General features: G+C 54.4%; 27 protein-coding genes and 1 pseudogene. 8 read left to right on the forward strand and 20 right to left on the reverse strand.

Annotation, left to right across the window (positions count from 1 at the left end; genetic code table 11):
- From FD744_RS05990 to FD744_RS06005, 4 genes are all read right to left on the reverse strand, one after another.
- Nucleotides 1-966, reverse strand: coding sequence for a BMP family protein (locus FD744_RS05990; RefSeq protein WP_237449345.1), 966 nt, complete (start codon nt 964-966; stop codon nt 1-3).
- Nucleotides 967-1010: 44 nt separating this feature from the next.
- Nucleotides 1011-2135, reverse strand: a complete 1125-nt coding sequence (locus FD744_RS05995; RefSeq protein ID WP_160867670.1) for an LLM class flavin-dependent oxidoreductase — start codon at nt 2133-2135, stop codon at nt 1011-1013.
- 18 nt (nt 2136-2153) lie between these two features.
- The gene (locus FD744_RS06000) at nt 2154-2957 is read right to left on the reverse strand and encodes an alpha/beta fold hydrolase (RefSeq protein ID WP_160867671.1); all 804 of its coding nucleotides are present in this window, start codon (nt 2955-2957) and stop codon (nt 2154-2156) included.
- A 218-nt stretch (nt 2958-3175) separates the two neighbouring features.
- Nucleotides 3176-4063, reverse strand: a complete 888-nt coding sequence (locus FD744_RS06005) for a LysR family transcriptional regulator (RefSeq protein WP_160867672.1) — start codon at nt 4061-4063, stop codon at nt 3176-3178.
- Nucleotides 4064-4363: 300 nt separating this feature from the next.
- On the opposite strand from FD744_RS06005, the gene FD744_RS06010 reads away from it, so the two are divergent.
- A complete protein-coding gene (locus FD744_RS06010) occupies nt 4364-5773 on the forward strand; it encodes an NAD(P)/FAD-dependent oxidoreductase (protein ID WP_373424362.1) in 1410 nt (469 codons plus the stop codon).
- Between the two features lie 113 nt (nt 5774-5886).
- Here FD744_RS06010 and FD744_RS06015 read toward each other — a convergent pair whose 3' ends face one another.
- The 3 genes from FD744_RS06015 to FD744_RS06025 all read right to left on the reverse strand — a co-directional run bounded on the left by FD744_RS06015 (nt 5887) and on the right by FD744_RS06025 (nt 8382).
- The gene (locus FD744_RS06015; RefSeq protein ID WP_160867673.1) at nt 5887-7092 is read right to left on the reverse strand and encodes an ImmA/IrrE family metallo-endopeptidase; all 1206 of its coding nucleotides are present in this window, start codon (nt 7090-7092) and stop codon (nt 5887-5889) included.
- Nucleotides 7093-7104: 12 nt separating this feature from the next.
- Nucleotides 7105-7776: a hypothetical protein gene (locus tag FD744_RS06020; protein WP_034829810.1), complete on the reverse strand. Its 672-nt coding sequence runs from the start codon at nt 7774-7776 to the stop codon at nt 7105-7107.
- A 129-nt stretch (nt 7777-7905) separates the two neighbouring features.
- On the reverse strand, nt 7906-8382 hold the full coding sequence (locus FD744_RS06025; RefSeq protein ID WP_160867674.1) for an Lrp/AsnC family transcriptional regulator: 477 nt from the start codon (nt 8380-8382) through the stop codon (nt 7906-7908).
- Nucleotides 8383-8541: 159 nt separating this feature from the next.
- On the opposite strand from FD744_RS06025, the gene FD744_RS06030 reads away from it, so the two are divergent.
- The gene (locus FD744_RS06030; protein WP_034829808.1) at nt 8542-8964 is read left to right on the forward strand and encodes a DUF2000 domain-containing protein; all 423 of its coding nucleotides are present in this window, start codon (nt 8542-8544) and stop codon (nt 8962-8964) included.
- Here the strand turns inward: FD744_RS06030 and FD744_RS06035 are convergent.
- A complete protein-coding gene (locus tag FD744_RS06035; RefSeq protein WP_160867675.1) occupies nt 8961-9863 on the reverse strand; it encodes an AraC family transcriptional regulator in 903 nt (300 codons plus the stop codon). The two genes, FD744_RS06030 and FD744_RS06035, sit on opposite strands and share 4 nt — an antisense overlap.
- Before the next feature lie 99 nt (nt 9864-9962).
- Here FD744_RS06035 and FD744_RS06040 point away from each other — a divergent pair.
- The 3 genes and pseudogenes from FD744_RS06040 (at nt 9963) to FD744_RS06050 (ending at nt 11642) form a co-directional block, all read left to right on the forward strand.
- A pseudogene (locus FD744_RS06040) lies at nt 9963-10709 on the forward strand (SDR family oxidoreductase).
- A gap of 86 nt (nt 10710-10795) precedes the next feature.
- Nucleotides 10796-11260: a GNAT family N-acetyltransferase gene (locus FD744_RS06045; RefSeq protein ID WP_160867676.1), complete on the forward strand. Its 465-nt coding sequence runs from the start codon at nt 10796-10798 to the stop codon at nt 11258-11260.
- A gap of 10 nt (nt 11261-11270) precedes the next feature.
- Nucleotides 11271-11642 carry a RidA family protein gene (locus tag FD744_RS06050; RefSeq protein WP_160867677.1) on the forward strand — a complete coding sequence of 124 codons (372 nt, stop codon included), beginning with the start codon at nt 11271-11273 and terminating at the stop codon, nt 11640-11642.
- Here the strand turns inward: FD744_RS06050 and FD744_RS06055 are convergent.
- The 3 genes from FD744_RS06055 to FD744_RS06065 all read right to left on the reverse strand — a co-directional run bounded on the left by FD744_RS06055 (nt 11629) and on the right by FD744_RS06065 (nt 13854).
- Nucleotides 11629-12057, reverse strand: a complete 429-nt coding sequence (locus tag FD744_RS06055) for an NUDIX hydrolase (RefSeq protein ID WP_160867678.1) — start codon at nt 12055-12057, stop codon at nt 11629-11631. The two genes, FD744_RS06050 and FD744_RS06055, sit on opposite strands and share 14 nt — an antisense overlap.
- A 45-nt stretch (nt 12058-12102) precedes the next feature.
- On the reverse strand, nt 12103-12609 hold the full coding sequence (locus FD744_RS06060) for a DUF1543 domain-containing protein (RefSeq protein ID WP_160867679.1): 507 nt from the start codon (nt 12607-12609) through the stop codon (nt 12103-12105).
- Between the two features lie 87 nt (nt 12610-12696).
- On the reverse strand, nt 12697-13854 hold the full coding sequence (locus tag FD744_RS06065) for an MFS transporter (protein WP_373424363.1): 1158 nt from the start codon (nt 13852-13854) through the stop codon (nt 12697-12699).
- A gap of 98 nt (nt 13855-13952) precedes the next feature.
- On the opposite strand from FD744_RS06065, the gene FD744_RS06070 reads away from it, so the two are divergent.
- The gene (locus tag FD744_RS06070; RefSeq protein WP_097117871.1) at nt 13953-14447 is read left to right on the forward strand and encodes a MarR family winged helix-turn-helix transcriptional regulator; all 495 of its coding nucleotides are present in this window, start codon (nt 13953-13955) and stop codon (nt 14445-14447) included.
- A 93-nt stretch (nt 14448-14540) separates the two neighbouring features.
- Nucleotides 14541-15080, forward strand: coding sequence for a cytochrome b561 (gene cybB / locus FD744_RS06075; RefSeq protein WP_160867807.1), 540 nt, complete (start codon nt 14541-14543; stop codon nt 15078-15080).
- Here cybB and FD744_RS06080 read toward each other — a convergent pair.
- The gene (locus FD744_RS06080) at nt 15077-15919 is read right to left on the reverse strand and encodes an AraC family transcriptional regulator (protein WP_160867680.1); all 843 of its coding nucleotides are present in this window, start codon (nt 15917-15919) and stop codon (nt 15077-15079) included. The two genes, cybB and FD744_RS06080, sit on opposite strands and share 4 nt — an antisense overlap.
- Before the next feature lie 109 nt (nt 15920-16028).
- Between FD744_RS06080 and FD744_RS06085 the strand changes: the two genes are divergently transcribed.
- Nucleotides 16029-17027, forward strand: a complete 999-nt coding sequence (locus FD744_RS06085; RefSeq protein ID WP_160867681.1) for a class I SAM-dependent methyltransferase — start codon at nt 16029-16031, stop codon at nt 17025-17027.
- On the opposite strand, the gene FD744_RS06090 is transcribed toward FD744_RS06085, so the two are convergent.
- The 8 genes from FD744_RS06090 to FD744_RS06125 all read right to left on the reverse strand — a co-directional run bounded on the left by FD744_RS06090 (nt 17011) and on the right by FD744_RS06125 (nt 24761).
- A complete protein-coding gene (locus FD744_RS06090) occupies nt 17011-17364 on the reverse strand; it encodes an MmcQ/YjbR family DNA-binding protein (protein WP_160867682.1) in 354 nt (117 codons plus the stop codon). The two genes, FD744_RS06085 and FD744_RS06090, sit on opposite strands and share 17 nt — an antisense overlap.
- A 114-nt stretch (nt 17365-17478) precedes the next feature.
- Entirely contained in the window at nt 17479-19416 is a 1938-nt protein-coding gene (locus FD744_RS06095) for a methyl-accepting chemotaxis protein (protein ID WP_160867683.1), read from the reverse strand.
- Between the two features lie 227 nt (nt 19417-19643).
- On the reverse strand, nt 19644-20111 hold the full coding sequence (locus FD744_RS06100) for a heme-binding protein (RefSeq protein ID WP_160867684.1): 468 nt from the start codon (nt 20109-20111) through the stop codon (nt 19644-19646).
- A gap of 65 nt (nt 20112-20176) precedes the next feature.
- Entirely contained in the window at nt 20177-21571 is a 1395-nt protein-coding gene (locus FD744_RS06105; protein WP_160867685.1) for a c-type cytochrome, read from the reverse strand.
- Between the two features lie 2 nt (nt 21572-21573).
- Entirely contained in the window at nt 21574-23166 is a 1593-nt protein-coding gene (locus FD744_RS06110; protein ID WP_097117863.1) for a GMC family oxidoreductase, read from the reverse strand.
- 21 nt (nt 23167-23187) lie between these two features.
- Nucleotides 23188-23844 carry a sugar dehydrogenase complex small subunit gene (locus FD744_RS06115; protein WP_160867686.1) on the reverse strand — a complete coding sequence of 219 codons (657 nt, stop codon included), beginning with the start codon at nt 23842-23844 and terminating at the stop codon, nt 23188-23190.
- A gap of 2 nt (nt 23845-23846) precedes the next feature.
- Nucleotides 23847-24323, reverse strand: coding sequence for a heme-binding protein (locus FD744_RS06120; RefSeq protein ID WP_160867687.1), 477 nt, complete (start codon nt 24321-24323; stop codon nt 23847-23849).
- 39 nt (nt 24324-24362) lie between these two features.
- Nucleotides 24363-24761 carry a DoxX family protein gene (locus FD744_RS06125; RefSeq protein ID WP_160867688.1) on the reverse strand — a complete coding sequence of 133 codons (399 nt, stop codon included), beginning with the start codon at nt 24759-24761 and terminating at the stop codon, nt 24363-24365.
- Nucleotides 24762-24972 lie beyond the last annotated feature (211 nt).

A 24972-nucleotide genomic window follows, 5' to 3' on the forward strand; every position in this document is an offset into this window, starting at 1 on the left:
CTACTCCTCAATCTTCACTTTGCCGGACTTCAGGTCGGCGATAACCTGGAACACCTTGTCCTGTACTGATTTGTCGACGTGCGCAAACGGCGTCGAAAGCGTCCAGCCATTGGTGGAGAGGTTCTCGGTGATGATGCGGTTACCTAATTGGTGATCGGCATAGTGTTTGCCAATATCCGCATAGGATTTTTCAAAGTTCATCACCGTTGAGGTCATGATTGAGTTCGGAAAGGATTTGGATTGATCAGTGTAGGAACCGATGGTCAGCACGCCCTCTTCATCCGCCGCCTGCTGGATACCCGCGTCGGCGGTATCCGCAGAAGGAATCACAAAGTCTGCACCGCGTGCGATGGCGCCAGTGGCGATCTCTTTGGCGCGCGCGACATCGGTAAATGAACCGACATAGGCAGAATCCACCTGCACCTTCGGGTTCACGTAGGCAGCACCTTTCTTGATGAACTGCACGGTGCGTTCCGCAGACGGAATAGGTTCACCGCTGATCACCGCGATGTGCCCGTTTTTGCTGGCGCTGGCGGCTAATGCGCCGAGCACAAAGCCGTATTCATCCCAATCCACGGACCACGCCGAGTAGTTTGGCAAGTTGGCGGTAGACCCCTCGTAGGAATACAACACGAACTGGGTGTTCGGGAACGATGGAGCGACTTCTTTGATGGCCGCTGAATAGCCCGAAGAGTGCGCGATAATTAACTTCACGCCATCGGAAGCCAGTTGACGTAATACCGACGGAGCCGCTTCATAAGTGGTGTGCTCAAGATAGCTGGGCGCAAAGCCCTGTTTATCCGCCATGGATTTAAACGCGGCATAGCCCGCCATATCCCAGGAACCCTGTGTCACCGTTTGCGTGAACAGACCTGCCACGCGCGGTTTGCTCTCATCCGCCTGAATTGCACTGCTCGCCAATACCGCAGCCACAGCAACAGCCATCATCATCTTTATTCTCATCATTTGACTCCCGGTAAAGTGATTTACGTTTTGGCAGGGGAATTCCCCTACGAAGCGGTCATGGATTTTTGATAGGCGCGTGCATGGGTATTCACGCCGTGATGCTCCAGCACTTCCAGCACGTCGGTACCGACAATGCGCAGGTCATCGATAAAGTCCGGCACGATCACCGTCACGCCATCCAGCTGTGCGCCCTTCACAATCGCAGCCAGCTTGTTGCCGATGGTTTCTGCTGACCCCACCAGCGCGGCACGCGTCATGGAGTTACGCTGTTCCCCCTGCGAAACAAAGCGCTGCGCCATGGTGTTCTGTTTAAAGCTCTTATCACCGGAGTACTCGCGCGTCTGGTTATCAAGCGCGATGGTGTCGACACCGGCGTCATACAGCGCCACGCGTTCACGCGCTTCGGCATCAGTCGCGCCCGGTACGATGGTGAACAGGCCGTAGGTTTTGAAATCCGGCTTGCCCTGCTGCATCGCCAGCTCTTTGGCACGCAATCCGGTTTTGATGAAATCATCGTGATCAGAACCCAGCATAAAACTGCCGGTGCAGTGCTCCATGGTGAACAGGAAACCGCGATCCGACGCGCCTGCGCAGATAATCGGCGGCGGCGAAACCGGTTTAGGATTCGACATGCAGTCGGTCAGCTGATAATGCTTGCCCTGATGATCGACACGATCCTCGGTCCACAAGCGCTTCAGCACCGTCAGCCACTCAGCCGCCAGTTCATAACGCTCGGCGTGGTCGAGATCCATCCATAAGCCCATCTGTCCCTGATCGGTTGGGTTCGAACCCGATACGATGTTGAGGCCAAAACGTCCTTTGGATATTTGATCCAACACGGCGCTCATTTTGGCTACCACCGCAGGGTGAAACACCATGGTGTGCACGGTGCCCCAAACACCAATCCGGCTGGTGGCTTCGGCCAGACCCGCCATGGTGGTTAAACTTTCCAGCGTGACATCCCAGTGTTGCGAAGGACCGCCGTAGCCGCGCCACTTCGCCATCGACAGGGCAAAATCAAACCCCAGTTGCTCCGCCAGAATCGTCACTTGTTTGTTGTAGTCGTAGGTGGCTGGCAGCTGCGGGCTGGTGGTTGAGGTGATCCAGCCGCCGTTGCCCACCGGCAGAAACACGCCGAATTCCACATTGCGTTGATCAGATTGGCTCATGTGACACTCCTTCATTCATTACGCTGACGCGTGAATGCCCGCGATAAACTCGAGCGTAATTTGGTTGAATAATGATGTTTCGCTTTCGGAAAAACTGTGGCCACCCTGCGGCACAATTTTTAGTTCCGCGCCGGGGATGTGTTGCGCCAGAAAGCGCGACTGATAGGGCGGCGTCAGGATGTCATCCTGCGCACACAGCACTAACGTTGGTGTTTGAATGGCGGCCAGTTGCGCGGTGGCGTCATGCGCCATGATGGCATCGATACGGCTGAGCACCACATCGCGTGCGGGAAAACGGGTTGCTGAGGCCAGCAGTCCCGGTGACAGGCTCTCCGCATGGGTTTTGATATGCTCAGGCGGATACAGAAACAGCGCACTACCGTGCACATACTCTTCCATGGTGCTACCGAGCAGCAGCGCACGGCGCATGCGGAAGCACCAGTTAAAATGACTATCCGATTTTGCCCAGCTGGCATATTGCACCATGCCGGAAAGCAACTCAGGATGGCGCGCGGCCAGCAGCTGACCAATCGCGCCACCGGTTGAATGACCAATCAACGCCGGTCTCTCCAGTTTCAGTGCAGTAATCAGCGCCAGCAGATCCTCGACCAACGTGTCGATACTGTATGGCCCGGCTGGATGATCTGAGCTGCCTGCACCGCGTTGATCGTAAGTCACCACGGTATAGTGCTGGGCAAAAGCCGCCAGTTGCGGCTGCCAGTACGCGGCCGTGCCGCCGAGTCCTGACACAAAAATAAGCGCCGGACCTGTTCCCTCGATGTCGTAATGCGTTCGAATTCCGTTAGTCATGATGTCCGGCATGTTTTTCCCCTGGTTGGCGACAAGCATTCACTTCTGGTGTGTAAACTCTGCGATGGGAAATAAATACCACGCAATTTCGGGCTATCCGTAATATCGAATGCAGCACGCTGTGTTGCCGCTTTTAGAACACCAAAAACCAACGCATTAACCCGGTCAATTTCCTCGATTTTTAATTTATGGATAAGGGAAAATTATGACGATAACGGATGAATTCATCTTTAATTGAATTCCCGGCACACATGTTTAAGGAATTGGTGAGCAGCAAAAGAGAGTGTACGGTCGCGATGGACACATATTTCAATGTTGGCGGATTCCATTGCTTCATTATCAATGGGGATTGCACGCAGCATATTCTGTTCGATTTCGCGGGCAGCAATCTGCTTCGGACCGATGGTCAGTGTACGCCCGGCGATCGCCATAGCTTTGGTGAGTTCCAGGTTGTTGGTATTCACGATCGAGTGCGGATGGAGATGCAGGCTGCGCGTGACTTTATCGAAGGTTTGTCGCATGCCAAAACTGGAGACCGGCAGCGCAATCGGATAAAAACAAATATCTTCCAGACTCAGGGATTGATGTTGTGCCAGGGGATGACCGGGTGAAACCAGGCACTGAATGGGTGCAGCGCAGCGTTTAATCACTTCTATTCCAGGTCGGTCACCCATGTTAAACACAATACCAATATCGATTTCATCGCGAATAATCGCTTCTATCGTGCGGTCGGACGATTCACTATTAATCGAAAACTGTATCGCCGGGTAATTTTCATTAAAGTCCGTCATGATGCGCGGTAAAATCGCCTGCACCACTGCTTCAATCACCCATATTTTGACTTCACCTTCGCGCAAGCCTTTTAAATTCTTTATCGACTCATGAATACGGTCGAGATCGCGACACATCTTACGCGTGAAACCTTCCAGCAGTGTCCCCGCTGGGGTTAATCGAATCCCTGTATTGGTGCGTTCCAGCAACATCACACCGAGCGTGTGCTCCAGTAGTGCAATCTGCCGACTGATGGCGGATGGCGCAACGTGCAGGCGATCTGCGGCACGGCGTATCGATCCCGTCGCAGCGACTTCATTGAAATATTTATAAGTATTGAGGTTCACAGCTTTCTCCAGCAAGTCACGGCATTGATCGCTGGTGAAGATGCAAGAGTTATTCCAGGTACTGACCTGCCCACTCGCCATCGGCTTACACAAAACAGGGTTGACACGGATTTTACAAATCGAAATAATCTGAATACATCATGTATACATGAAATATACCTAGAAACATAAGTCACACATTTTTAGCAATGCGTAACGTCGCTATCTGACCCGAATTCAGGCAGCGCAGGCAATTTTTAGAACAACTTATCTGCATCGAGGAGTCTTTTTTACATGGGTATTTCCAGAAGGAAATTGTTGGTGGGCACAGGAATCGGTGCCGGAGTCATTGCCGCGGGCGGTGGCGCAACGCTGTTGACAGACAATCTGCCAAACGATCCTGAATCGTTACTGCGCATTGATGCGCTGCCTTCCGATGATCCCACGCCGGGTTGGTTCCACACCAGCCAGAAGCGTATTCCTAAGCCCGCGCTGGTCGGTGATGCCAAAGCGCCATGGGTGGTGATCGGCGGAGGTTTTGCTGGCCTGGCAGCCGCGCGTCGTCTGGCGCTGAACTTCCCTAACGATCAGGTGATTCTGGTCGAAGCCCAACAGGTTGGTTTTGGCACTTCTGGACGTAACGCGGGCTTCCTGATCGACGTTCCGCACGACATCAGCGCACCGGATTACATCGGCGATAAAACCGTTGCCCGCAATATCCTCAATCTGAACCAGACCGGCCAGCGCATCCTGAAGGACCTGGTGGAGGAGCATAATATTACCGACGCGCATATGCGCCACTCCGGTAAATATCAGGCAGCCGTTGAAGACAGCGGCATGGCGGTGCTGGATGCCTATCGCGGTGGCCTTGAAGCTTTAGGTGAGAAGTGCAAAATCATCGAAGGCAGTGCGCTGAAAGATATTTTCGGCACCAGCTTCTATCGCAAAGCGCTCTATACGCCGGGTACCATTCTGGTTCAGCCTTCAGGACTGGTGAAAGGTCTGGCAGACAGCTTGCCAGAAAACGTTACGCTGTATGAAGATACCGCCATTACTGCGATTGAGTATGAACCGCAGATCGTGTTGCATCATGCGACCGGCCGCATCATTGCCGATAAGCTGATTCTGGGCAATAACGCCTTTGGTACCCACTTTGGCTTTGGCCCACGCACCATTTTCCCGATTTTCACCTACGGCAGCCTGACCCGCCCGCTGACCAAGTCCGAGCAGGACAGCATTGGCGGTGAGGATTTCTGGGGCATTATTCCAGCGGATCCGTTTGGCACCACTTCGCGACGTACCCATGACAATCGCATCCTGATTCGTAACAGCTTTAGCTTCAACGAAGATGGACGCCACAAGCCAGGCTACACCGAGAAGTATCGTCAAACCCATCGCCAGTCATTTGAACGTCGCTATCCAACGTTGAAAGATGTGCCTTTCGAACACACCTGGGGCGGTGGCTTAGGGATGACGCGCAACGGTTCCAGCCTGTTTGGCGAACTGCGCAAGAATGTGTATGGCGCGCTGGGCTGTAATGGTCTCGGTACGGTACGCTGTACCGCCATGGGCACCATGCTGGCCGACTGGCTGGCGGGTAAACGCAACGATACCATTGATTACCTGCTGTCACTGCCGAAGCCTGAGTGGAATCCGCCAGATCCCCTCCTGACCATGGGCGTGAACTTCACGCTGCGCCGTGGGATGCATAATGCGGGGTTAGAGGCGTAATCATCCTCCGGCATTAAAAAGGCGCACCCTTTTATGGTGCGCCCTTTAGTTATGGACATATTATTTGGGTCTGCTGTTCAAGAATTGAGATTCAGATAAACGTGGACTCAACTTTAAGTCGGGGATTTATGGCCAAAGATACTGATCACGTTATCTACAGGTTGATCGCTGCTAAGGCTGTCGCTTTTCACTTTTAATTTAGGTGTTAGCTTCAATATGGCCGTGTCGGCCAATGCATTTCTTGGCAAAGATAACAGCTTCTCGATATCCCTCTGAGCCATGTTCAGTGAAGCGACAAAACTCTGCTTAGTATAAATTCCCTCGTCCAGCAGCAGGTGTAAGCTGCGCGGCAGCAATCTCACCGATTCTGGTTCACGCTGATCGTCAAGAGGTTCCCCTTTGCGCCAACCACGTGCCGACACCTGCTTATAGAGTCGTTGGTACTCAACATCCGTAATCAATTGCAATTCTTTTGCACGAACCATCATTGCCTGGGCTGACATCCCCCATCGCTGCTTTAACGCGACAAAATTTTCTAAAGTAGGATTGGGTGGTAATTCAACGGCAAAGGCTTCTTCTGGCAGCATAAAGCTGGCTGCAAATTTATGTGCCTGGGCTTCAATTGGCTTGAAATTCACCGAATCCAAACGCCGAATGTAACGGTGCAATACAAGATGCCCAAGCTCATGGGCGGCATCGAAACGGCTGCGATAAAAATTATTCTTATCGGCTGCGAGGATGATATAAGGACGCTGTTCACACTCATTCCATTGTGAATAGCCATCCATGACAACGCTACCTTGTTCAAAGCGCGAACAAATAATCCCGGCGTTCTCAATGACCAGCAGCAAATCGCTCAGAGGGGCTAAGCCTAACCCCCATAGTTTGCGGCATCGACTCGCCATAATTTCAATCATTTGATCGTCAATCTGGCGATGATCGGTGACCTCCAGGAAGGGAATATTCACCGAAGGAAAATCGAGATCGTGCTGCAAATGTAATGTGATTTCCTGTAACCACTCCATGTAGCGGTCAGACGCGGCGCACAAATCTTTGGCTGTTGTTGCCAGCGTGCGGAAAAACACTGGATTGTTTTCGTGACGCGGCATCGGCTTGGTAAACCAAGTCATTGGGCATTCCAACACGTTTGAAAGCGCCAACAGGGCTTCTGCATCTGGCGAATGAAAGCCCTGCTCCCACTTAGTAATTGTCGAGGGGGATCGCTCAACCAAACGCCCAAGATTGATTTTTGACAAACCTCTCGCTTCACGCATCTGCGTCAACCGGTTTGGTTCAAAGCCCGCAACACCCACTCTCATTTGTTCACCACACTAACCTTCTTGCTGTTTCAAGCGCTTCTTTAATAGTGGAATAGCTAAATCCGGCACCTCTGGCGCGAATTCGATTTCATTGTATAACGCTAAGACATCGCGTAACGACTGGTTGTAATGATAGTTCTTCAGATTGGTGAAAGGGACGGTGACACGTAAATCGAGCATCTCTCCCTGAGAGCGAGAAAATGGAGGGTTTACATTAACGATGAGCACGCCGAGAGTACCATCTGGGAACGATTGTTGCGTCTGTTCCTGAAAGAAATCGGGAGTAAATCCTTCGTATTCGCTATTCAGTTCGGCGATCAACAATCTGTGATTCGCTTTTCTTATGAGGTTTTCATCATACCTTAAGCCAATACGGCTGACTTTTATCTGACCAGATTGAACGATGTAATAGTTTTCACCTCTAGGTTCAGTAAACGCGTCATCGCAGGATAATCCACAACTTTTAGCCGCTCGGTAAAACGCAGAATTTAAATAATAATGCCGCGTTTGCGGTAGTAATCGCCTTTTTTGCGGCTGCTCTAATTTTGCAAGGGGACCTTCAATCGATGCGTTTGCATTCGCATAACTTGTGGTGAGTTCATCTTCTAAGCTTAACCAAAACTCTCGATTAAAGTGCGTTGTAAGCAATTTATTGATACTACTGAAAATCTGCGCGCTTTCCATTTAGCCACCTTAGTTGCGTTAAACGGAATTTATGCTAATTTATTTTCGTTTTGAAAGCAATGTAACTGGCAATACATACAGTGTTTTTTTTGTTGTTTTGACAACGTTGTTGAAATCTCGAGTTCAACCTTATGGGTTTACGTTCCCCGTCATGGGCAGACCCGCCATCCCTTTCACTTCCTTCAACACGAACATACTCTGCATCTCTTTAATACCCGGCAATCGCCGAATCACCGACATCGCAAAGTCCGCATAGGCATCCATATCTGCCGATACCACCTGCAATAGGAAGTCTGCATCGCCGCCAATACTGTAGCAGGAGACCACATTTTCCAGCGCGGTCACTTCTGCTTCAAATTTACGCGCTTCGGCTTCGCTATGGCTGTCGATGGTGACACGCACAAACACCATCACATTCAGGCCAATCTTTCTACGATTGAGCACGGCGCGATAGCCCTGAATCACCTCATCTTCTTCCAGTTTGCGCACCTTGCGCCATGTCGGTGATGCAGAGAGGCCGATGGCATCCGCGAGATCCTGATTCGTTACGCGTGCGTCCCGCTGCAAATGTTCTAGTATTTGGATATCTGTCTTGCTCAAACTCATTTCAGGTTAATCCTTTCTATTGATAGCGTTAAACAGGAATATTCATCCTTAATTCATGCTTTTTTCAATGAACTCCGCAAGCACTTTTCTCACTGCCTGCCGCATAATTTTCACCTCAGCCACCATGGCGCTTTATCTCAGTTGCTTACGGAGTTACCCATGCAATTCGATCCTCACCAACATCGCTGCACACTCATCATCGACAACCAGTTACCCACCGGGCTGGCGCTGAATGCAGCCAGCGTCATCGGCATCAGCTTTGGCAAGCTGATTGATCATATCGTCGGCCCGGATTTGCAGAGTGAAGATGGGTTCAACTATCCCGGTGTGATTTATGCTCCCCTGCCTGTGCTGCTGGCGGAAGGTGGCTATCTGCGTGAACTGCAAAAGGCAAGCAACGCGGACCCAGAGATCTTCGCGATGCCGTTTAGTGCGCTGGCGCAGTCCTGCAAAACTTACGAGGAGTACGGCGAGCGGATTGCCAGCGCCCACAGTGACCATATAGAGCTGGTTGCGATTGGTCTGATTGGCCCTAAAAAGAAAATTACGGGTTTGACGGGCAATCTTAAGCTGTTCCGCTAAATTTCCTGTTGAGCGGCAAACCATGCGGGCGGTTGCCCCACATAACGGGTGAAGGCCACACTAAACGCGCTGGCGGAACGATAGCCGACGCGTTCTGCGACATCCGCTACCGCCATATTTTTGCCACGCAGTAAATTTTTGGCCAAAGCCATGCGCCAGGTGAGCAGATAAACCATCGGCGCTACGCCCACTGCTGCGCGGAAACGTACAAAGAATGCCGAACGGGATAGCGCGGAAACTTTGGCTAATTGCGCCACAGTCCAGGGATGCGCCGGGTTGGCGTGCATGTCGCGGATGGCCGCCGCCAGACGTTCGTCGGCTAAACCACTCATCACGCCAGGGTAAGCATGACAGATTGGCATCGAACGCAGCGCCTCAATCAGCAGCAGTTCCAGCAGGCGTTCTAGTACCACATGGCGAGCAGGACGCTGCGCACGACACTCATCCATCACCAGTTGTACCAGAGTGGTCAGCCGTGACTCCCCGCGAATATGAATAAATTGGGGTAACAGCGAGACGATCAATCCCGCGTCAGGCGCACCAAACTGGCAATAGCCAATCAGCGTTTGCACTTCAGCAGGCTGCTGCTGATCGCCAATCCAGAATTCACCGGGGCTAAGCATTTCCGGCAATGTTTCGGGCGCATCGTCATCGGGTGGCTCGGCACTGCTCATGCAGAACTCCCACGCCGCCGGGATCAGGACAAAATCGCCCTGCTCAAGTGAGATGGGTTCATGCCCTTTCATCTTCAATTGACTGCGCCCAGCCAGTACCAGGCAGTAAAACGGCTGTCCGGTTTCACTGCGATTGACGCGCCAGCGACCATTGGCGCGTGCTCGTTTGGAAAAGGCCGCCTGAGGTTGCAGCAGCGACACTATCTCAGCAAGGGGATCGATCATTATGGACTCCTGCGAATGAAATATGGACTTTGCATTGTAGTGAGTCCATCTCGCTGACTCTATAGTGAGCATCTACCCAATGCAATGCAGGAGTGAAGAATGAAAACGATCCTCATCACCGGCTGTTCTTCTGGCTTCGGACACGCCACCGCGCTCTATTTCCTGGAACGCGGCTGGAAGGTGATTGCCACTATGCGTCATCCTCGCCCCGAGCTATTCCCGGCTTCGGAAAATTGACGTTTATTGCCGCTGGACGTCTCTAATGCAGAAAGCATCAAACGGGCAATCGCTGACGCAGGCGAAATCGATGTACTGGTGAACAACGCCAGGATTGGTGTGCTGACCTCACTGGAAGGTACGCCGATGTCCACGGTACGCGAAGTGTTTGAGACTAACACGCTGGGCACTATCGCCATGACGCAGGCGGTGCTGCCTCAGTTCCGCGCCAAACGCGGCGGTACGGTGATCAACGTGACGTCCACCGTGACGCTGAAATCCCTGCCGCTGCTGGCGGTGTATGCCGGCAGCAAAGCCGCCGTCAATGCGTTTACCGAATCACTGGCGCTGGAGTTGCAGCCGTTTAATGTTAATGTGCGACTGGTGTTACCGGGCCTGGCACCCACCACCGATTTCGGCAAGAACGCCATGCCGCGCATGGAGCAAACCTTCCTCGACGCCTATCAACCGATGCTGGATGGGATTATGGCGGGCATGCACCAACCGCAGCCTACCACCAAAGCCGAAGATGTCGCCGCCGCGATATGGCAAGCGGCAACCGATCCCAACGCACCGATGCGCATTCCCGCCGGGGAAGATGCGGTGGCGGTGGCCAACCAGACAACCTAAGCATAAGAACCAGGCGAATAGCCTGGTTCCTTTCGAGGTTAACGGTTATGTTGTTTGACTCCTCTGTTAACCTTGAAGAATGATGGATGCAGATACACTGTCTGGCCCAGATGTCACATTTCTATGATGAAATTGCTGACATGCTACACCGCGAATGGTCCGAGCTGCCTAACTGGCATGACCGCGATGTGATCCGCCAGCGGCTGCAATCACGCAATGCCGCTGATTCCCAGACGATGACGCTGTTTGCCATCACTCACCAAGGCGAGTTGATGGCCACCGCCAGCATCATCCATTACGAATTGAGTGACATCCACGAGCGTGAATTTTGGCTGGGTGAAGTGATCACCGCCCGCGAACATCGCGGTAAAGGGTTGGCCAGTGCATTAGTGACCCGCCTGATTGCCGAAGCGCGAGCAAAATCGATCCCTGCACTTTGGCTATATACACCTGACCAACAGGCCTTGTATCGCCGCTTTGGCTGGCAGGACGTGGAACAGCGAAACATCGCCGATGAGGACGTCACGGTGATGGTGTTAAAACTGGATTAAGGAGCAATCGATGTTGATACGCAAAAATTACCCGGAACTGGGCGAAGTGAAAGCGCCATATGTGCACGCGGTGAAGCATGGCGACACCTTATATGTTTCAGGTTTAACAGCCTTTGCCACACCCTCGCAGCAAGGCGATATTGCCTCACAGGCTGAGTCTATCTTTCAGCAGCTGCACCTGATTGCGGCTTCCGAAAATACCTCGCTGAGCCATCTGATTAAAGTGACCATTTTCATCACCTCCTTTGCCCAGATTAATGATCTGCGGGCCGTACTCTTTAAGCATTATGGCGAGCATCTACCCGCCAGTTCGCTGGTGCAAATTAGCCAGCTGTTCTCACCGGATCTGAAGGTTGAGATTGAGGCGATTATCGCGCTGTAACCTGTGCGAGATGTTGCAACGCGGCTAAGCCATCGCGAGCAATCCATGTGCGCAGCGGCGCGAACAGCGGCTGCGGCAAGGCTTCAGGTGCAAACCACTGCCAGCCTTCGCACTTTTCCGGCTCCATCAACTGCGGTTCCCCCTGCGGGTGATGTGCCACCAGCAGCAAGGTGATGTAGTGCTTGTTGGCCTCAGGGAACACATCACTGGTGAATGCGCCGTTTTGCAATTCGGTCAGGGTTAATCCGGTTTCTTCAAGCACTTCACGTCGTGCGCACTCATCCGGAGATTCACCAAATTCCAGATGCCCGCCCGGTGCTGACCAATCCCCTGCACCGTGGCTGCCCTTGCGGCGGCCCAGCAGCAGTTTTCCTTCACGGAAAATCAAAACGCCTACACCCACTTGTGGTGACATAAAACCTCCAGGGTTTTGCGGGCGCCTCCACCGGCGCCCCGACGATCACGCGATACCGATCGGCTGATAACCCTGCCACTCCGGGCGGAAGGGTTCGCCATCGCTATCCGGCGTTAATTGAATATAGAGGTCACCGATCTTTTCCAGCAGCAAACAATCATCCACATCTTTCAGATTATCTTTGTGCTGATGGTCTGTTCCGGGCAACAGGTTAGCAAGTCCTTTGGCTTTCGCTTCCTTAACGTCTTTGGCAACGAAAAGATCGAAGGCATGCAATTCAGCCAAAGTGGAAGGATGGTACGCACCGGCGTTAACAAAAAACAGCTTTTCACTGCCGGTGGTGGGCTTATCAGACAGAGACACGCGATAGCCATCAGCCCAGGTCACGCGCGCATAGCCATCGACGTGGATTTTATCCGCATCACCAAACCAGGCTTCACGCAATGCAGGCCAGGCATCTTCAGGCTTTTCTGCAGCAACGAACTGGATATCATGCACTTCAATGTTAGATTTTCCGGCATTACCGCCAACGTAAAAGATAAACAGGTTCACGTGGTCATTTCCTTTTGATGGACATAGAAGAGTCAGGCAGGCGTTATAAAACAAGATATATATCGATTCAACCGTTTCATACCGTCATCATCCCTGCGTAAGGTGAGGTTTGAATCGCAATGCCATCACCATCAAAACCACCACTCCGACGCTCATGATGGCCCATGCGCTATCCAGTGAGTCGGCACGATCGCGGACGATGCCGGCAATCAGTGGCATCAATGCGGCCAGCAAATAGCCGCCACCTTGCACAAAGGATAACAATCCCGCCGCCTCTTCCGGAGAATGCGCATGGTCGAGCGTCACGATCAGTGAAAGCGGAAACAGCGCACCAATCCCCAATCCGAGCAGCACCGTGGGCAACCAGGCCAGCGCACCGCCCAGCCACATCAGGCTGATTAATCCCAGCAGCAAGGAGGTCAGCACCAGCAGCAGCGGAAAACGGCGGTCACGGAAGCGATGGATCAAGCCCGACACGATAAAGCCCGCCACCACTTCCGTTAGCGTCAGTGCACCGAGCACATAGCCGCTGTGCTGCGGCGTCCAGCCATGCTGCAAATAAAACGGCGGCAACCAGGCCAGCACCAGCGTGTAAGCCCCCGTACCAATTCCGAAGAACACCATGAGCAACCCACTACGGCGTGTCCGTACGGGTTTAACGCGCTGAGTATTCGCAGCAGAAACGCTGTGGCGCAACGTGATCAACCACAGCAGTACCGCAACAATCGCGGGCACAACGGGTATGGCAAGCGCCATGCCCAACCCCTGCGCATCCGCCAATGGGGCGGCCGTCGCGGCAGCCAGCGCTGCACCCGCCATAATTCCGGTAGTAAACAGTGCCATTAGCGTGCCGGCCTGTGCAGCAAAGTGCCGTTTAATCAGCGCAGGCATCAATGCCTGAATTAAGCCTATGCCAATGCCCGCCACCAGCGCACTGGCAATCAGCATCTCAGCAGTTGGGACAGCACCGCGTACAAGGCAAGCTAACGCTAAAAGAATCAAACCGGCGGCGATGCCGCGCACCTCACCAACGCAACGCAGCAACCACGGCCCCGCCAGGGCAGACAACCCCATCATCACCACCGGCAAGGTGGTGAGTAAACTCAGTTGCATGGCGTTGAGGTGGGATTCGCGTTGCAGTAGCGGAAACAGCGGTCCGATGGCGGCCATGATCGGGCGTAAATTCAGTGCGATGATGAAAACCAGTAAAGCAAACATGCCTAAAGCAGGTAAGGTACGAGTCACTTTGCATCTCCATGTGCGTCGAAAGTATCTTAACGTTAAGATACTTTACGGCATTTCGATAGAGGGATGCGCACTAAGCAACACATTCGAGGGGAAATATGACCGACCACGTTGATTTTGTTATCGAGCAGTGGGCCAACGCCATGCCGGAGTTGGATGCCTCCTCAATGGCGATATTTGGCCGCATGTTGCGCATCATGAAGCACCTCGCCACCCGGCGCGCGGAGGCACTGGCTCCTTTCCATTTTCGCGATGGGGAGTTTGATGTGCTCGCTACGTTGCGTCGTGCGGGCCCTCCCTATTGCCTTTCTCCCACGCAGTTGTACAAATCGCTGCTGATTACTTCTGGCGCAATGACCAATCGGCTCAATCGTCTTGAGGAGGTGGGATCCATTGAACGCGTGGCCGATCCCGAGGATAAACGCAGCATGCTGGTTGCCTTAACCGATGCCGGTCGTGAGAAGATTGAGCAAGCCCTGCTGGTGCATACAGAGACTCAACGTGATCTGCTCGCGATGTTGAGTGTTGATCAGCAACAGCAGCTGCAGTCTTTACTCAGCCAACTGATGCAGGCATCGGAAGCCCAGCGGTAAGCATTTCGTCGGAGGATGTGTCAAAATATGAATTAATTCAGTACGCTTTCCGCTATGTTAGCGCTTCTGCTACGCCTTTTGATGGAATAAATGATGAGCACCAAATACGCACCTTCGCAGATTTTTCTCCACTGGCTGACCTTTTTGCTGGTCGTCACGGCCTATTGCACCATGGAATTTCGCGGATTAGCGACGCGCGGATCCTGGCAGGGCTTTGCCATGATCATTGGTCATTTCAGCGCAGGGAGTTGTGTGCTGGTGCTAATGCTGTCACGCGTCATTCTGCGTTTTCGTCATCGCAGCCCGGCGATAGTCCCTAAACCGCCACACTGGCAAACCGGCCTGGCGCACCTCATGCATCTGGCGATCTACCTGTTCTTTATTGTGTTGCCGATTCTCGGCATTTTGTCGCGCTTCTATATGGGCCGCACCTGGTGGATTTTTGGTATTCCGATGCCGGTGAGCGGCGATCCCGATCCTGATTTTGCTGACAGCATTACAGACTGGCATGAAACACTCGCCCCTTACGGCTACTGGCTGATTGGTATTCATGCTGTTGCGGCACTAGCGCATCATTATTTATTCAAAGACAACACGTTACTGCGCATGATGCCGTCTCGTCGTTCACGCTAATCCTGCTTTCTGCGCCCGGTAATCGCACTGGCCGGGCGTCCAAAATAGCGTTGAAACGCGACGCTAAAATTGCGCGGATGTTGATATCCCACCTGCCATGCCGCCTGAGCCACCTGAAATCCCTCCTCCAGCAAGCGATACGCGTGCTCCATGCGCATCTGTAACAGCATCGCGCCCGGCGTGCAGTGAAAATGCTGCTGAAACCCTGTTTTCAACTGGTAGTCACTCAATCCTGCCGCCAGCGCCAGCGCGTTCAGTGAAAAAACCTCAGCCAGATGATCGCGCATCCAGTCGCGTGCCTGTTCCAGCCGTTCAACCATTTGAGGATGTAGCTTGTGCTGAGTATTGGTGGGTTGAAGCTGATGGCGATGCAAAGCCAGCAGGCTGAGCGCCTGAATTTCCAGCAACAGCGGATCCTCATGCACCTGGCTAAGTTGCGCCGCAGTGGCGTGGCCGAAACGGCTAAAAAGATGGCGCTTAAGCTGAGGCTGTAACAATCCTTCTGCAGCCTGTTCACCAAAATAGTGGCGTACATTCGCCGCACTGAGAATCAGGCGTACCTGCTGCACCCGCTCTCCCGCGCGATACAAACGCTCGCCCTGGCTGGCCTGAAAACTGGTCACGGTGAGATGCCCGGCACTGAAAGCGATCTCACGTCCGTTGCTTTCCCGAAAGCGCGATTCTCCCTGCACACCAAAAGTCAGCACCAGCTGTGGCTGCTCGTTAGCGGGTTGTGAAGACTCGCAGAGTGCCTGCACGGGCCAGTAATCCGATTGCACCATGCGCATCTCTCGTGACAGTTGATGCTGGCGCACACGCATTTCACCCGGTTTTTGCATCCTTTCTCCTTTCGCAGAGTTAAATCACCGTCTCGCAGACAAATGAGAATAAATTGCATTTACGCCAAAGGCTAGTCTGATGTTCACGTTACCTGTTCAGGAGATTGCCATGCGTTCACCGCTTCCTACCCTCGATCACCTGCTGGCTCAGCACGCCCTTAACGGCGCTGTGGCATTGGCATTTGAACACCGCTTGTTTGATTTTCTGGCGTTACCTGCAACGGCTGCGCAAGTCGCTCAACATTATGACTGGCAGCCGCATCAGACCTATCATCTGTTACGCCTGTTATGGAGTACCGAACTGCTAACGCATGACGCTGAGTGCTTTGTGCTGGCACCCGATGTGCATACTTATCTGTGTCACGACAGTCGCCGCTATATCGGTGATGCCTGGCGCTATCGTCATCAGGTGTTACAGCAGTTCGCTCAGCGGTTGCCACAACTGCTGACGCAGGCGGAACCCGGCTGGCAGGATCCTTTGCAAATCGATACCGCTTGGGCGGATGCCGCCTTGCATCAAATCGCCCAGGAACAGCGTGCGCTGAGCGCGGACACAGCCTGCGCAATCGCTGATAACCTGGCTGATTTTCAGCGTCCGGCGCTACTGCTGGATATGGGTGGCGGTCCGGGGTTGATCAGCATTGCGTTAGCGCAACGCTTTCCGCAGCTTTCGGTGATCGTGCTCGACCTGCCTCAAACCGCCACCGTGGCACAGCGCAACATCGAAAAAGCCGGCCTGAGCGATCGCTGTTGCGCGCTGGCGAAATTGCCTGAAGGGCGTCAGGTGGACATTATCTGGAGCTCATCGTTTCTTTATTTTATGGCGGACAGACAGGCGATGCTGCGCGAGTGGTTAACACGCTTAAAGCCAGGCGGATTGCTGCTCAGCGCCCATGCAGAAGTCCCTGAGCAGCCGGAGGAAGCACGGCAGGTGCTGCCATTCTTTACCCCGTTAATGATGCGAGGTTACAACGTCACTAATGAGGGTGTGCTGTGCGAGGAATTGCGGCAGGCAGGATTTGATATTGAGCGCGTCCAGCGGATGCAACCCTTCCCGATGTCACCGCTCAATGTCATCGTGGCGCGAAAGCCTAAAACGTTAAGCTAAAGCTGTCATCCAGCAACGCAATGATCTCGCTATCCGGCAAGCCATTTTCCAGCGTCAGGCTGATCCAGTGCTCTTTGTTCATGTGATAAGCCGGATAGACGCCGTGCTGCTGGCGCAGAGAGCCAGTGAGTTCGGGACGAGTTTTAATATTCATCACCTGAACCACCGGGCCTGCGTCCAATCCGAGTTTGTGGCTCTCCAGCGGGAACACCAGCGCAAACCACTTACGGTGGCGAGGGTGCCGCAGTACCGCGTATTCACTGTGTTTTTTCCACGGATAGTCGGGTTCAACTTGGTAGGTTTGGCTGATGTGTTCGAACAGTTGCTGGCGATTCATGAGGGTTCCCGATGTGTGGAAGTGATTGCCGGCCTTGAGCAAATAGCACAAGGCCGCGCCTTACGTTATAAGGCGCGGCCCGTTGTGACAAGGTCTTCAACGCAGACGGCTGGCTCAACTCAACTGAAAACGTCCCACCGTTTGTGCCAGTTGTGCCGCCTGATCTTCCAGCGAACTGGCCGCCGCCGACATCTGTTGCACCAGCGCGGCGTTCTGCTGGGTGGTGCCGTCCATTTCATTCACCGCGATGGTGACCTGGCTGATACCGCGCGCCTGCTCATCGGATGCCACCACGATCTCACCGATGATAGTCCGCACTGAATTCACTGCCTGGGTCATCTCCTGCATAGTCTTACCGGCGTCCTGCACCAGCTGAACACCGCTGCCGACACGCTGGCTCGACTCCTCAATCAGCGCCGCAATCTCTTTCACGGCGTTAGCACTGCGCTGCGCCAGATTACGCACTTCAGAAGCCACCACCGCGAAACCACGCCCCTGCTCACCGGCACGCGCCGCTTCCACCGCCGCATTCAATGCAAGGATGTTAGTCTGGAAAGCGATGCTGTTGATGATGGCAGTGATATCGCCAATCTTCTTCGCACTGTCATCGATCTGCGCCATGGTCTGTACCACCTCACCCACCAGCGATTCACCCCGGCTGGCGATCTGCGTGGCGTTTTCCGTCAACGCCGTGGCCTGATGCGCATTAGTGGCGTTGTGTTTCACTGTGGCGGTGATTTGCTCCATGCTGGCGGCGGTTTGTTCCAGTGCCGCCGCCTGTTCTTCCGTGCGCGAGGCCAGATTGAGGTTACCGCTGGCAATTTCGCCTGCGCCCTGACGAACGGAGGAACTGGCGTCCTGAATTTGCCCAACAATCTCACGCAGCTGGTTTTGCATAGTATGCAGCGCATAGAACAGGCTGCTGTTATCGCGCCCTTTCAGTGTGATGACGTTATCCAGCTTGCCGTCCGCCACCGCCAACGCAATGGTCGCGGCTTCCAGCGGCTCGCCACCGATCGGTTTCAATACTTTGCGGCTGAATAACAGCCCCAGCAGGGCGCAGACCACCAGAATGCTAATGATCATCAGGATCACGGCGTTGACCAGTTGACGATGCGCCGCCGCCATCACTTTGCTCACCGGCGCGACCACCCCGAGATACCATTTCTGATCGCTATTACCGATCACCACCGGCTGCCAGGTGACCAATGCATCTTCACCCAGTAACGCGTCATGCTGTTCCATGACGTCTGAACTGTAGTGATGGGTATCGCCCTTCCACGCTTTGCTGGTTTGGTTTTTATCCGGGTATGACACCACATTACCCGCGCTGGACAGCAGCATGGCGTAGCCCACGCCTTCCCAGGGTTTGATTTTATTCACCTTCTCCTGCAGCGAGGCCAGCGAAATATCTGAAGTCACAACCCCCCACAATTTCCCCTGGCTGAGAATCGGCGCCGCCACGGACGTCAGCAGTGTGGGAACGCCGTTGTAGGCATAGCTGTAGGGTTCAATTAATGTGTCTTTTTGACTTTTCTGCGGTAGCAGGTAGTAGTCACCCTGGCCCGGTGTAAAGATCGAGGTTAGCGGGTGCATCTTGAAATTGCCCGACTGATCGCGATCGACGAAGAAGGCATAACGCCCCTTCGGTGCAGCACCTGGCTGGGTGGCGAACTCGGCGTCGCGACCATCGAAGGCGTTTTCTTCAAAGACCACTGAAATCGACAGGTAGTCAGGGTTATCGCGCAGTGCCGACTCCATGACTTTATCGACGACTTTACGATCCTGAATCCCTGCGGCTGGCAGTGCTATCAGGCTGTGGCCGAGGTTATGCGCCACGTCTCGCGCATAGCTCAGCTCCTGCTGGATTTGCAGTGCCTGGGTTTGTGCAATCTGCTGCAGATAGTTTTCGGCCAGTGACTTTTGCTCGTTGCTAGACTGCCAGCTCAACACGCCGATGGTGACGGCAAAGCCGAGGGTGATGGTTAAGGCGCCCGTCAGCAGCATCTGCGTGCGGGTGCTCATTGTTTTCTTTGATGCGTGTTTGGCCATTATGGCGCTCCTGGAGTTGACACTTTTTCGGTTAAAAAATGAACCACTCCCTGTGCACCTACATCCCTCTGTAGAGACTATCGGCGCGCGGCGCAGGAACTTGATGGATGAGCAGGTCGGAGGAGAACTGAATGAGGTGTTGTGTTGCGCGGGCGCCCCTCAGGCCGCCCACCGGTGCATCAAAGTGCACCTTTGCGTCATGAATATTTGAGCAACGACCGGCGTCGTTATTTAAAGCTGTCGCTTGCTGCTTTGGCGATGGCGATTTCGTTCGGGTTAGCAGAACCGCTGACGCCCACCGCACCAATGGTGTTGTTCTGCCACAACACCGGTGAGCCGCCGCCGAGCGGAATGACGCCCGGTAAGGTCGCAATCGCCGGTTCTTTACCGTTGGCGCGATCCATATATTTGTCTGTTGGCGTGCGATACAACGCAGCCGCACGGCCTTTTAGAATGGAGGAATCGATGCAGCCAACGGGGGCATTGTCCATACGGTTAAACGCCAGCAGCTGGCCTGACTGATCCAACACGGCAATACAGACGTTGGCGTTTAGCGCGTGCGCTTTTTCCTGCGCGGCCGCGATCAACTTCTGCGCATCGCCCTGAGAAAGAATGGTTTGCGTCAAGGTGGCATGTGCAGCAGCAGAACCGAACAGCGCGGCGCTCAACAGCGCAAGGGATAAAGCCTTTTTCATTGAAGTTACTCCTTAAAGGGTCATACCGTTTTGAATGCGGGCGACGTCAACGCCGCCCGTAAAAGTTATTTCCGGCGGCGCAGAAGAAGGATCAACGCCCCCACGATCACCAGCAGCGCAACGACGCCACCGATGATGCTTAACGCATGCGCGTATCGCACCAGCCAGCTGCCGCTTTCGCCTTTCAGCGTTTGCTCAACATCAGCTGGCGTAATCGCATGCTGCGGGTTGCCGAAGTTGGTGGAGACGTAATTCGCCACTTTGGCCAGTTCGGCCTGACTAAACTGGGTGCGGAATTCCGGCATAAAGGCGTGATCGTTGCCAGTCTGGCGATCAACACCTTCCGCAATCGTCATGATCAGGTTGGCGGGATCGTCCGACAGCACCGCTGAAGATCCCACCAGCGAGGGATAGAAACGCTGAGCATCGTGGGTTCCGCGCCCGTCACTGGCGTGGCAGGTGGCACAGGCACCGTTGTACAGTTGCGCCCCGCTCATCGCATCGCCGGAGACATAATCGGCGATCTCATTTTTCATGCCGGTTTCAATGGCTGACAGCGGTGTAGGCTGTGGCGCTACCGACGGGGCTTTACGATCCGCGCCGCCAATCGCAGGCACCTGCTTCAGGTAATGCGCCATTGCCTCCAGATCGCTCTGCTGCATTTTCGAGAACGAGTTCTGCACCGCGGTGCCCATCTCACCCGCGGCAATCGCTTTACCGTGCAGCGCGCCGGTGCGCAGATAGGTGACAATTTCCGCTTCGCTCCAGTCACCGATGCCCGCCTGTGCATCTGGCGTGATATTCGGTGCCGTCCAGCTGCCAACCTTGCCGCCCGACAGGAAGCGATCGCCCTGTTCCGCCATCATGCCGTTACGTGGGGTATGGCAGGTGGAGCAGTGCGCCAGCGTGCGCACCAAATACTCGCCACGTTCTGCACTGCCTGCGGCCGCATCGCTGCCTGGCACTGCCGAGCTATCCAGGAACAGTAGATTCCACATCGCCATCACCGGTCGGAAAGAGAACGGGAACGGCAGATCGGTTTCAGGCGCTGGATGATCGTCGGCTGGCACACCGAGCATCAGATAGGAATAAAGTGCGTGGATATCCTCATCTGAAAGTCCGGCAAATGAGGTATAAGGCATCGCCGGATAGAGGTAATGATTGCCCGGTGCTTTGCCTTTGCGCATCACCGCAGTGAAATCCGCCAGGCTATAGTTGCCAATCCCCGCGGTTTTCGACGGCGTAATGTTGGAGCCGTAAATCATCCCCATCGGTGACTGAATCGCGTAACCGCCCGAGAAAGGTTTGCCACTGTGCGGATCGCGATGGCAGGCCGAGCAGTCTCCGGCGGTGGCCAGATATTCCCCTCGTTTGACCAGATCCGGCGAAGCATCCTGTGCCTGCACGGCACCGGCCAGCAACAGGCTTGCCGCAGCCAGATGTCTGATATGTTTGCGCATGATCAGATCTCCCTCGCGATGGTATCGGCCATACGCAACGCCAGCGCGATCCCCGTCAACGTAGGGTTCACCGTGGCAGAGGTCGGCATCACGCCGGTGGTGGCGAGGAACAAATTGGGATGGTCCCAGCTACGACAATGCGCATCGACCACCGAATCACGCGGATTATCCCCCATGATGGTGGTGCCCATGATGTGATACTGATTACGCCAGCCGGTCGGGGCTTCAATCACTTCACCGTTAAAGGCCTGCAGGAAGTTAGCGAAATCCTTGTACGCCTGCGGGCGCATACCGCGCACGTAATCATCAAGATGGTAATTGACGTTGAGCATCGGCAGGCCAATTGAATCTTTGCGATCGTAATTTGGCGTCACGCGGTTGGTCGGACTTGGCAGCGTTTCACTCATGGTACTGATGTTCATGATGCGCGAGGCGCGGTCGCGAATCGCATCATCCAGCGCTTGCCCCATCATGCCTTGCTTCAGCAGCGGCACAGTGACATCAACGTTCGGCACCAGGTTACGCAGTGAATAACGGATCGCCGAGTGCTGTGCGCGACTGGCTTCATCGCGGCGATTGGCGATAGTACCGTGCTGCACTGAACCGCGCCCGGTCCACAGCGGCTCGTCGGCAAGGAACGTCAGGCTCAAACCGGTGTGATCCATCAGGTTACGACCGACCTGATCGGAACTGTTGGCCACTTCATTCATCAGCAGCAGTTTCGGCGTTTCCAGCCCATGAGCAGCGATGATGAAAGTTTTGGCGGTGAGGCGCGTGTCTTTGCCATCGGGCTGACGGTAGTGCAGCGCGACGATCTTGTTACCTGCGCCTTTCTCCAGCTTCCAGGCCACACATTCGGTGCGTAACTGCACGCCCAGCGCCACGGCTTTATCGACGTGCATATCACCGGAATACATCGCGCCAATCGGACAGATCGGTTCGCAGTTGTTGTTACCCGCGCAAGCCGGACGGCCATCATAGGGCCGTGACACGCGCGCGTGCGGCTCATGGATCACCTGATAACCCATCGGGCCCAGCTTTGATTGCATGCGCTGCACCATATACGGCTTGGCTTCCGGCGGCAGCGGATATTCCGCTGAACGTGGCGGATAGTGACCGCGCCCTTGCCCGCTTTGGTCCTCATTGGCGGTGCCGACGACGCCGACTTCACGCTCGGCTTTGACATACCAGGGCTCCAGCTCGCTGTATTCAAACGGCCAGTCGCGGCCAACGCCGTACACGCTTTTCAGCTTGAAGTCGTTAGGTAACAAGCGCCAGCAGGCGGATGCCCAGTGACGCGTACTGCCACCGGCCACGCGTAAGTAGCTGGTGACGTATTCGAAATCGTCATCCCCTTTGGCATCGATATAGCCTTCGGTGTAAGAGTTTGGTGCCCACGGCAGATTCGGATATGGCGTGCACCAGTTACGTTTACTGGCGCCGTTTCGGTAGTTTTCCACCACTTTCCAGCGTGGAATATAAGGCCCTGCTTCCAGCATAATCACCGATTTGCCCGCTTTCGCCAGCTGATAAGCGGCGTTGGCGCCCAGCGCACCGGAGCCGACGATCACCACGTCGGCATCAAATTCACTCATGATGTACCTGCTCGATTCTTGTTATAGGGTATTGTGCTGCGCCAGCATCGCCTCGGCTTCCACGAGGGTTTTGGCTTTGCCCTGCACCATCAGTAACCAGGGTGCATCAGGCTGCTTAATCTGCTTTGCGGCGAGGGGCGATTGATCGCCCCATTCGCGGATCAAGGTGGACATCGGTGGCGCTGTCACGCCCGGTGGTACTTCGGCCCAGTAATCCCCGCCCGCTCTGGCATAACTTGGGCGAATGGTGTGATCACGCGTGGGCTCATACATCAGCGCCGACAGGAAGGTAACGAAGTGCGCGTCATCTACCGCTTTGGTCGTAGACGGATGACCGGTATAGCCGAGATACCACGGCGAGATAATTGTCAGCGCGGTCTTCACATCCGCGTCATCCAGCTGCGCGACGATCTGCTCACGATCTTCGCTGTGCAGCGCGTTGAGGCGCGTCATCAGGCGCGCTAACTGAGCCGGGAATCCTGCATCCTGTTCACACAGCAGCGTCCATAACCGTTCAGAAATGCCGATATCGAGGCCACGGCGTCCGGTTAACAGCTCACTGGCACGCAACAGCAGCGCCTGAGCGGCATCCGCAGGTGCGGCCAACAGCGGTTGCAACGGGATAGAAACGATGACCGGTGTGGTCATCATCAGTTGTAAAAAACGTCTTCTTTCCATGGCTAACCTGCTTTCAATGCCGACAGCGCGCCCTGCGCCGCTTCCGCATCTACGTTGCCATCTGGCGTGCTGACACCAATGGCGCCCACAACCACACCGTTCACTTTCACTGGCTCCCCGCCTGGCAGCGGCACCACCACCGGGTTACCCAGCATACCGACATTACCGGCAGCGATTTTCTGCTGGAAGCTGGACGTTGGCACGCCAAAGGCTGCGGCTGAGTGCGCTTTCTTCGGCGCGAGTTCGATGTTGGCCAGCGTGGCACCATCCAGACGCTCATAAGCGATCAGCTGACCAAAAGGATCGACCACCGCAATCGCTCCGCCGATGTGATGGCTGCCAATAATCTGCTCGGCTTTCTCCACCAGTTGTTGCGCCTGGTGATGGGTTAATACGGCGACCTGGTTAACGGGTTCGGCGGCCTGGCTCGCGGCACAGAAAAGTCCACCGCACAGCAGCACTGTCGGGAGTTTTTTCATGGGTGTTATCCTGAATAATTAAAGGGTTAGGTGAAAATCTTAATGACGTGCTAGACGTTGCTGAATCAGATGATCGAGGCTCCATTTACCGCCGCCGTTCAGACACAGCATCAGGAAACCGGCAGCGCAGGAGATATTTTTTAACCACACCATCAGGTGTGCGTGGCTGTATCCCTGATAGAACAGGAATCCGGCCAGAACCGAGAACACCGCCATAAAAATGGCCGTGAATCGCGTCAGAAAGCCAAAGGCAATGGCCAGACCGCCCCCCACTTCCAGCAGGATCACCAGCGGCAGGAAAAAGGTCGGAACACCGTTGTTCGCCATGGTTTGTAGGTTGTCTGCGTAGTGGGTGATCTTGTCGAGACCCGAAGCGAAGAACAGACCCACCGCCATGACGCGGCCGAGCACAGCGAAGAGATCTTTTGAGTGAGACATGATGTAACCGTTCTATTATGTAGTTGTTAATGAACCAAACGGTACACTCTATAACTTTAGTTACATTTATCATTTCGTGCGGCTAAAAAACGCGCAATGCATGAGTTGTGCAACTTTGCGGCTCACTTTGCTCAAAACAACGACGATAAAATAACTGAGGGGTGTCAGGGTACTGAGGGAGGCTTTTGAAGTAGATCACACTATTTATGCG

Source organism: Pantoea sp. Taur, assembly GCF_009830025.1.
Classification (GTDB): domain Bacteria; phylum Pseudomonadota; class Gammaproteobacteria; order Enterobacterales; family Enterobacteriaceae; genus Pantoea; species Pantoea communis.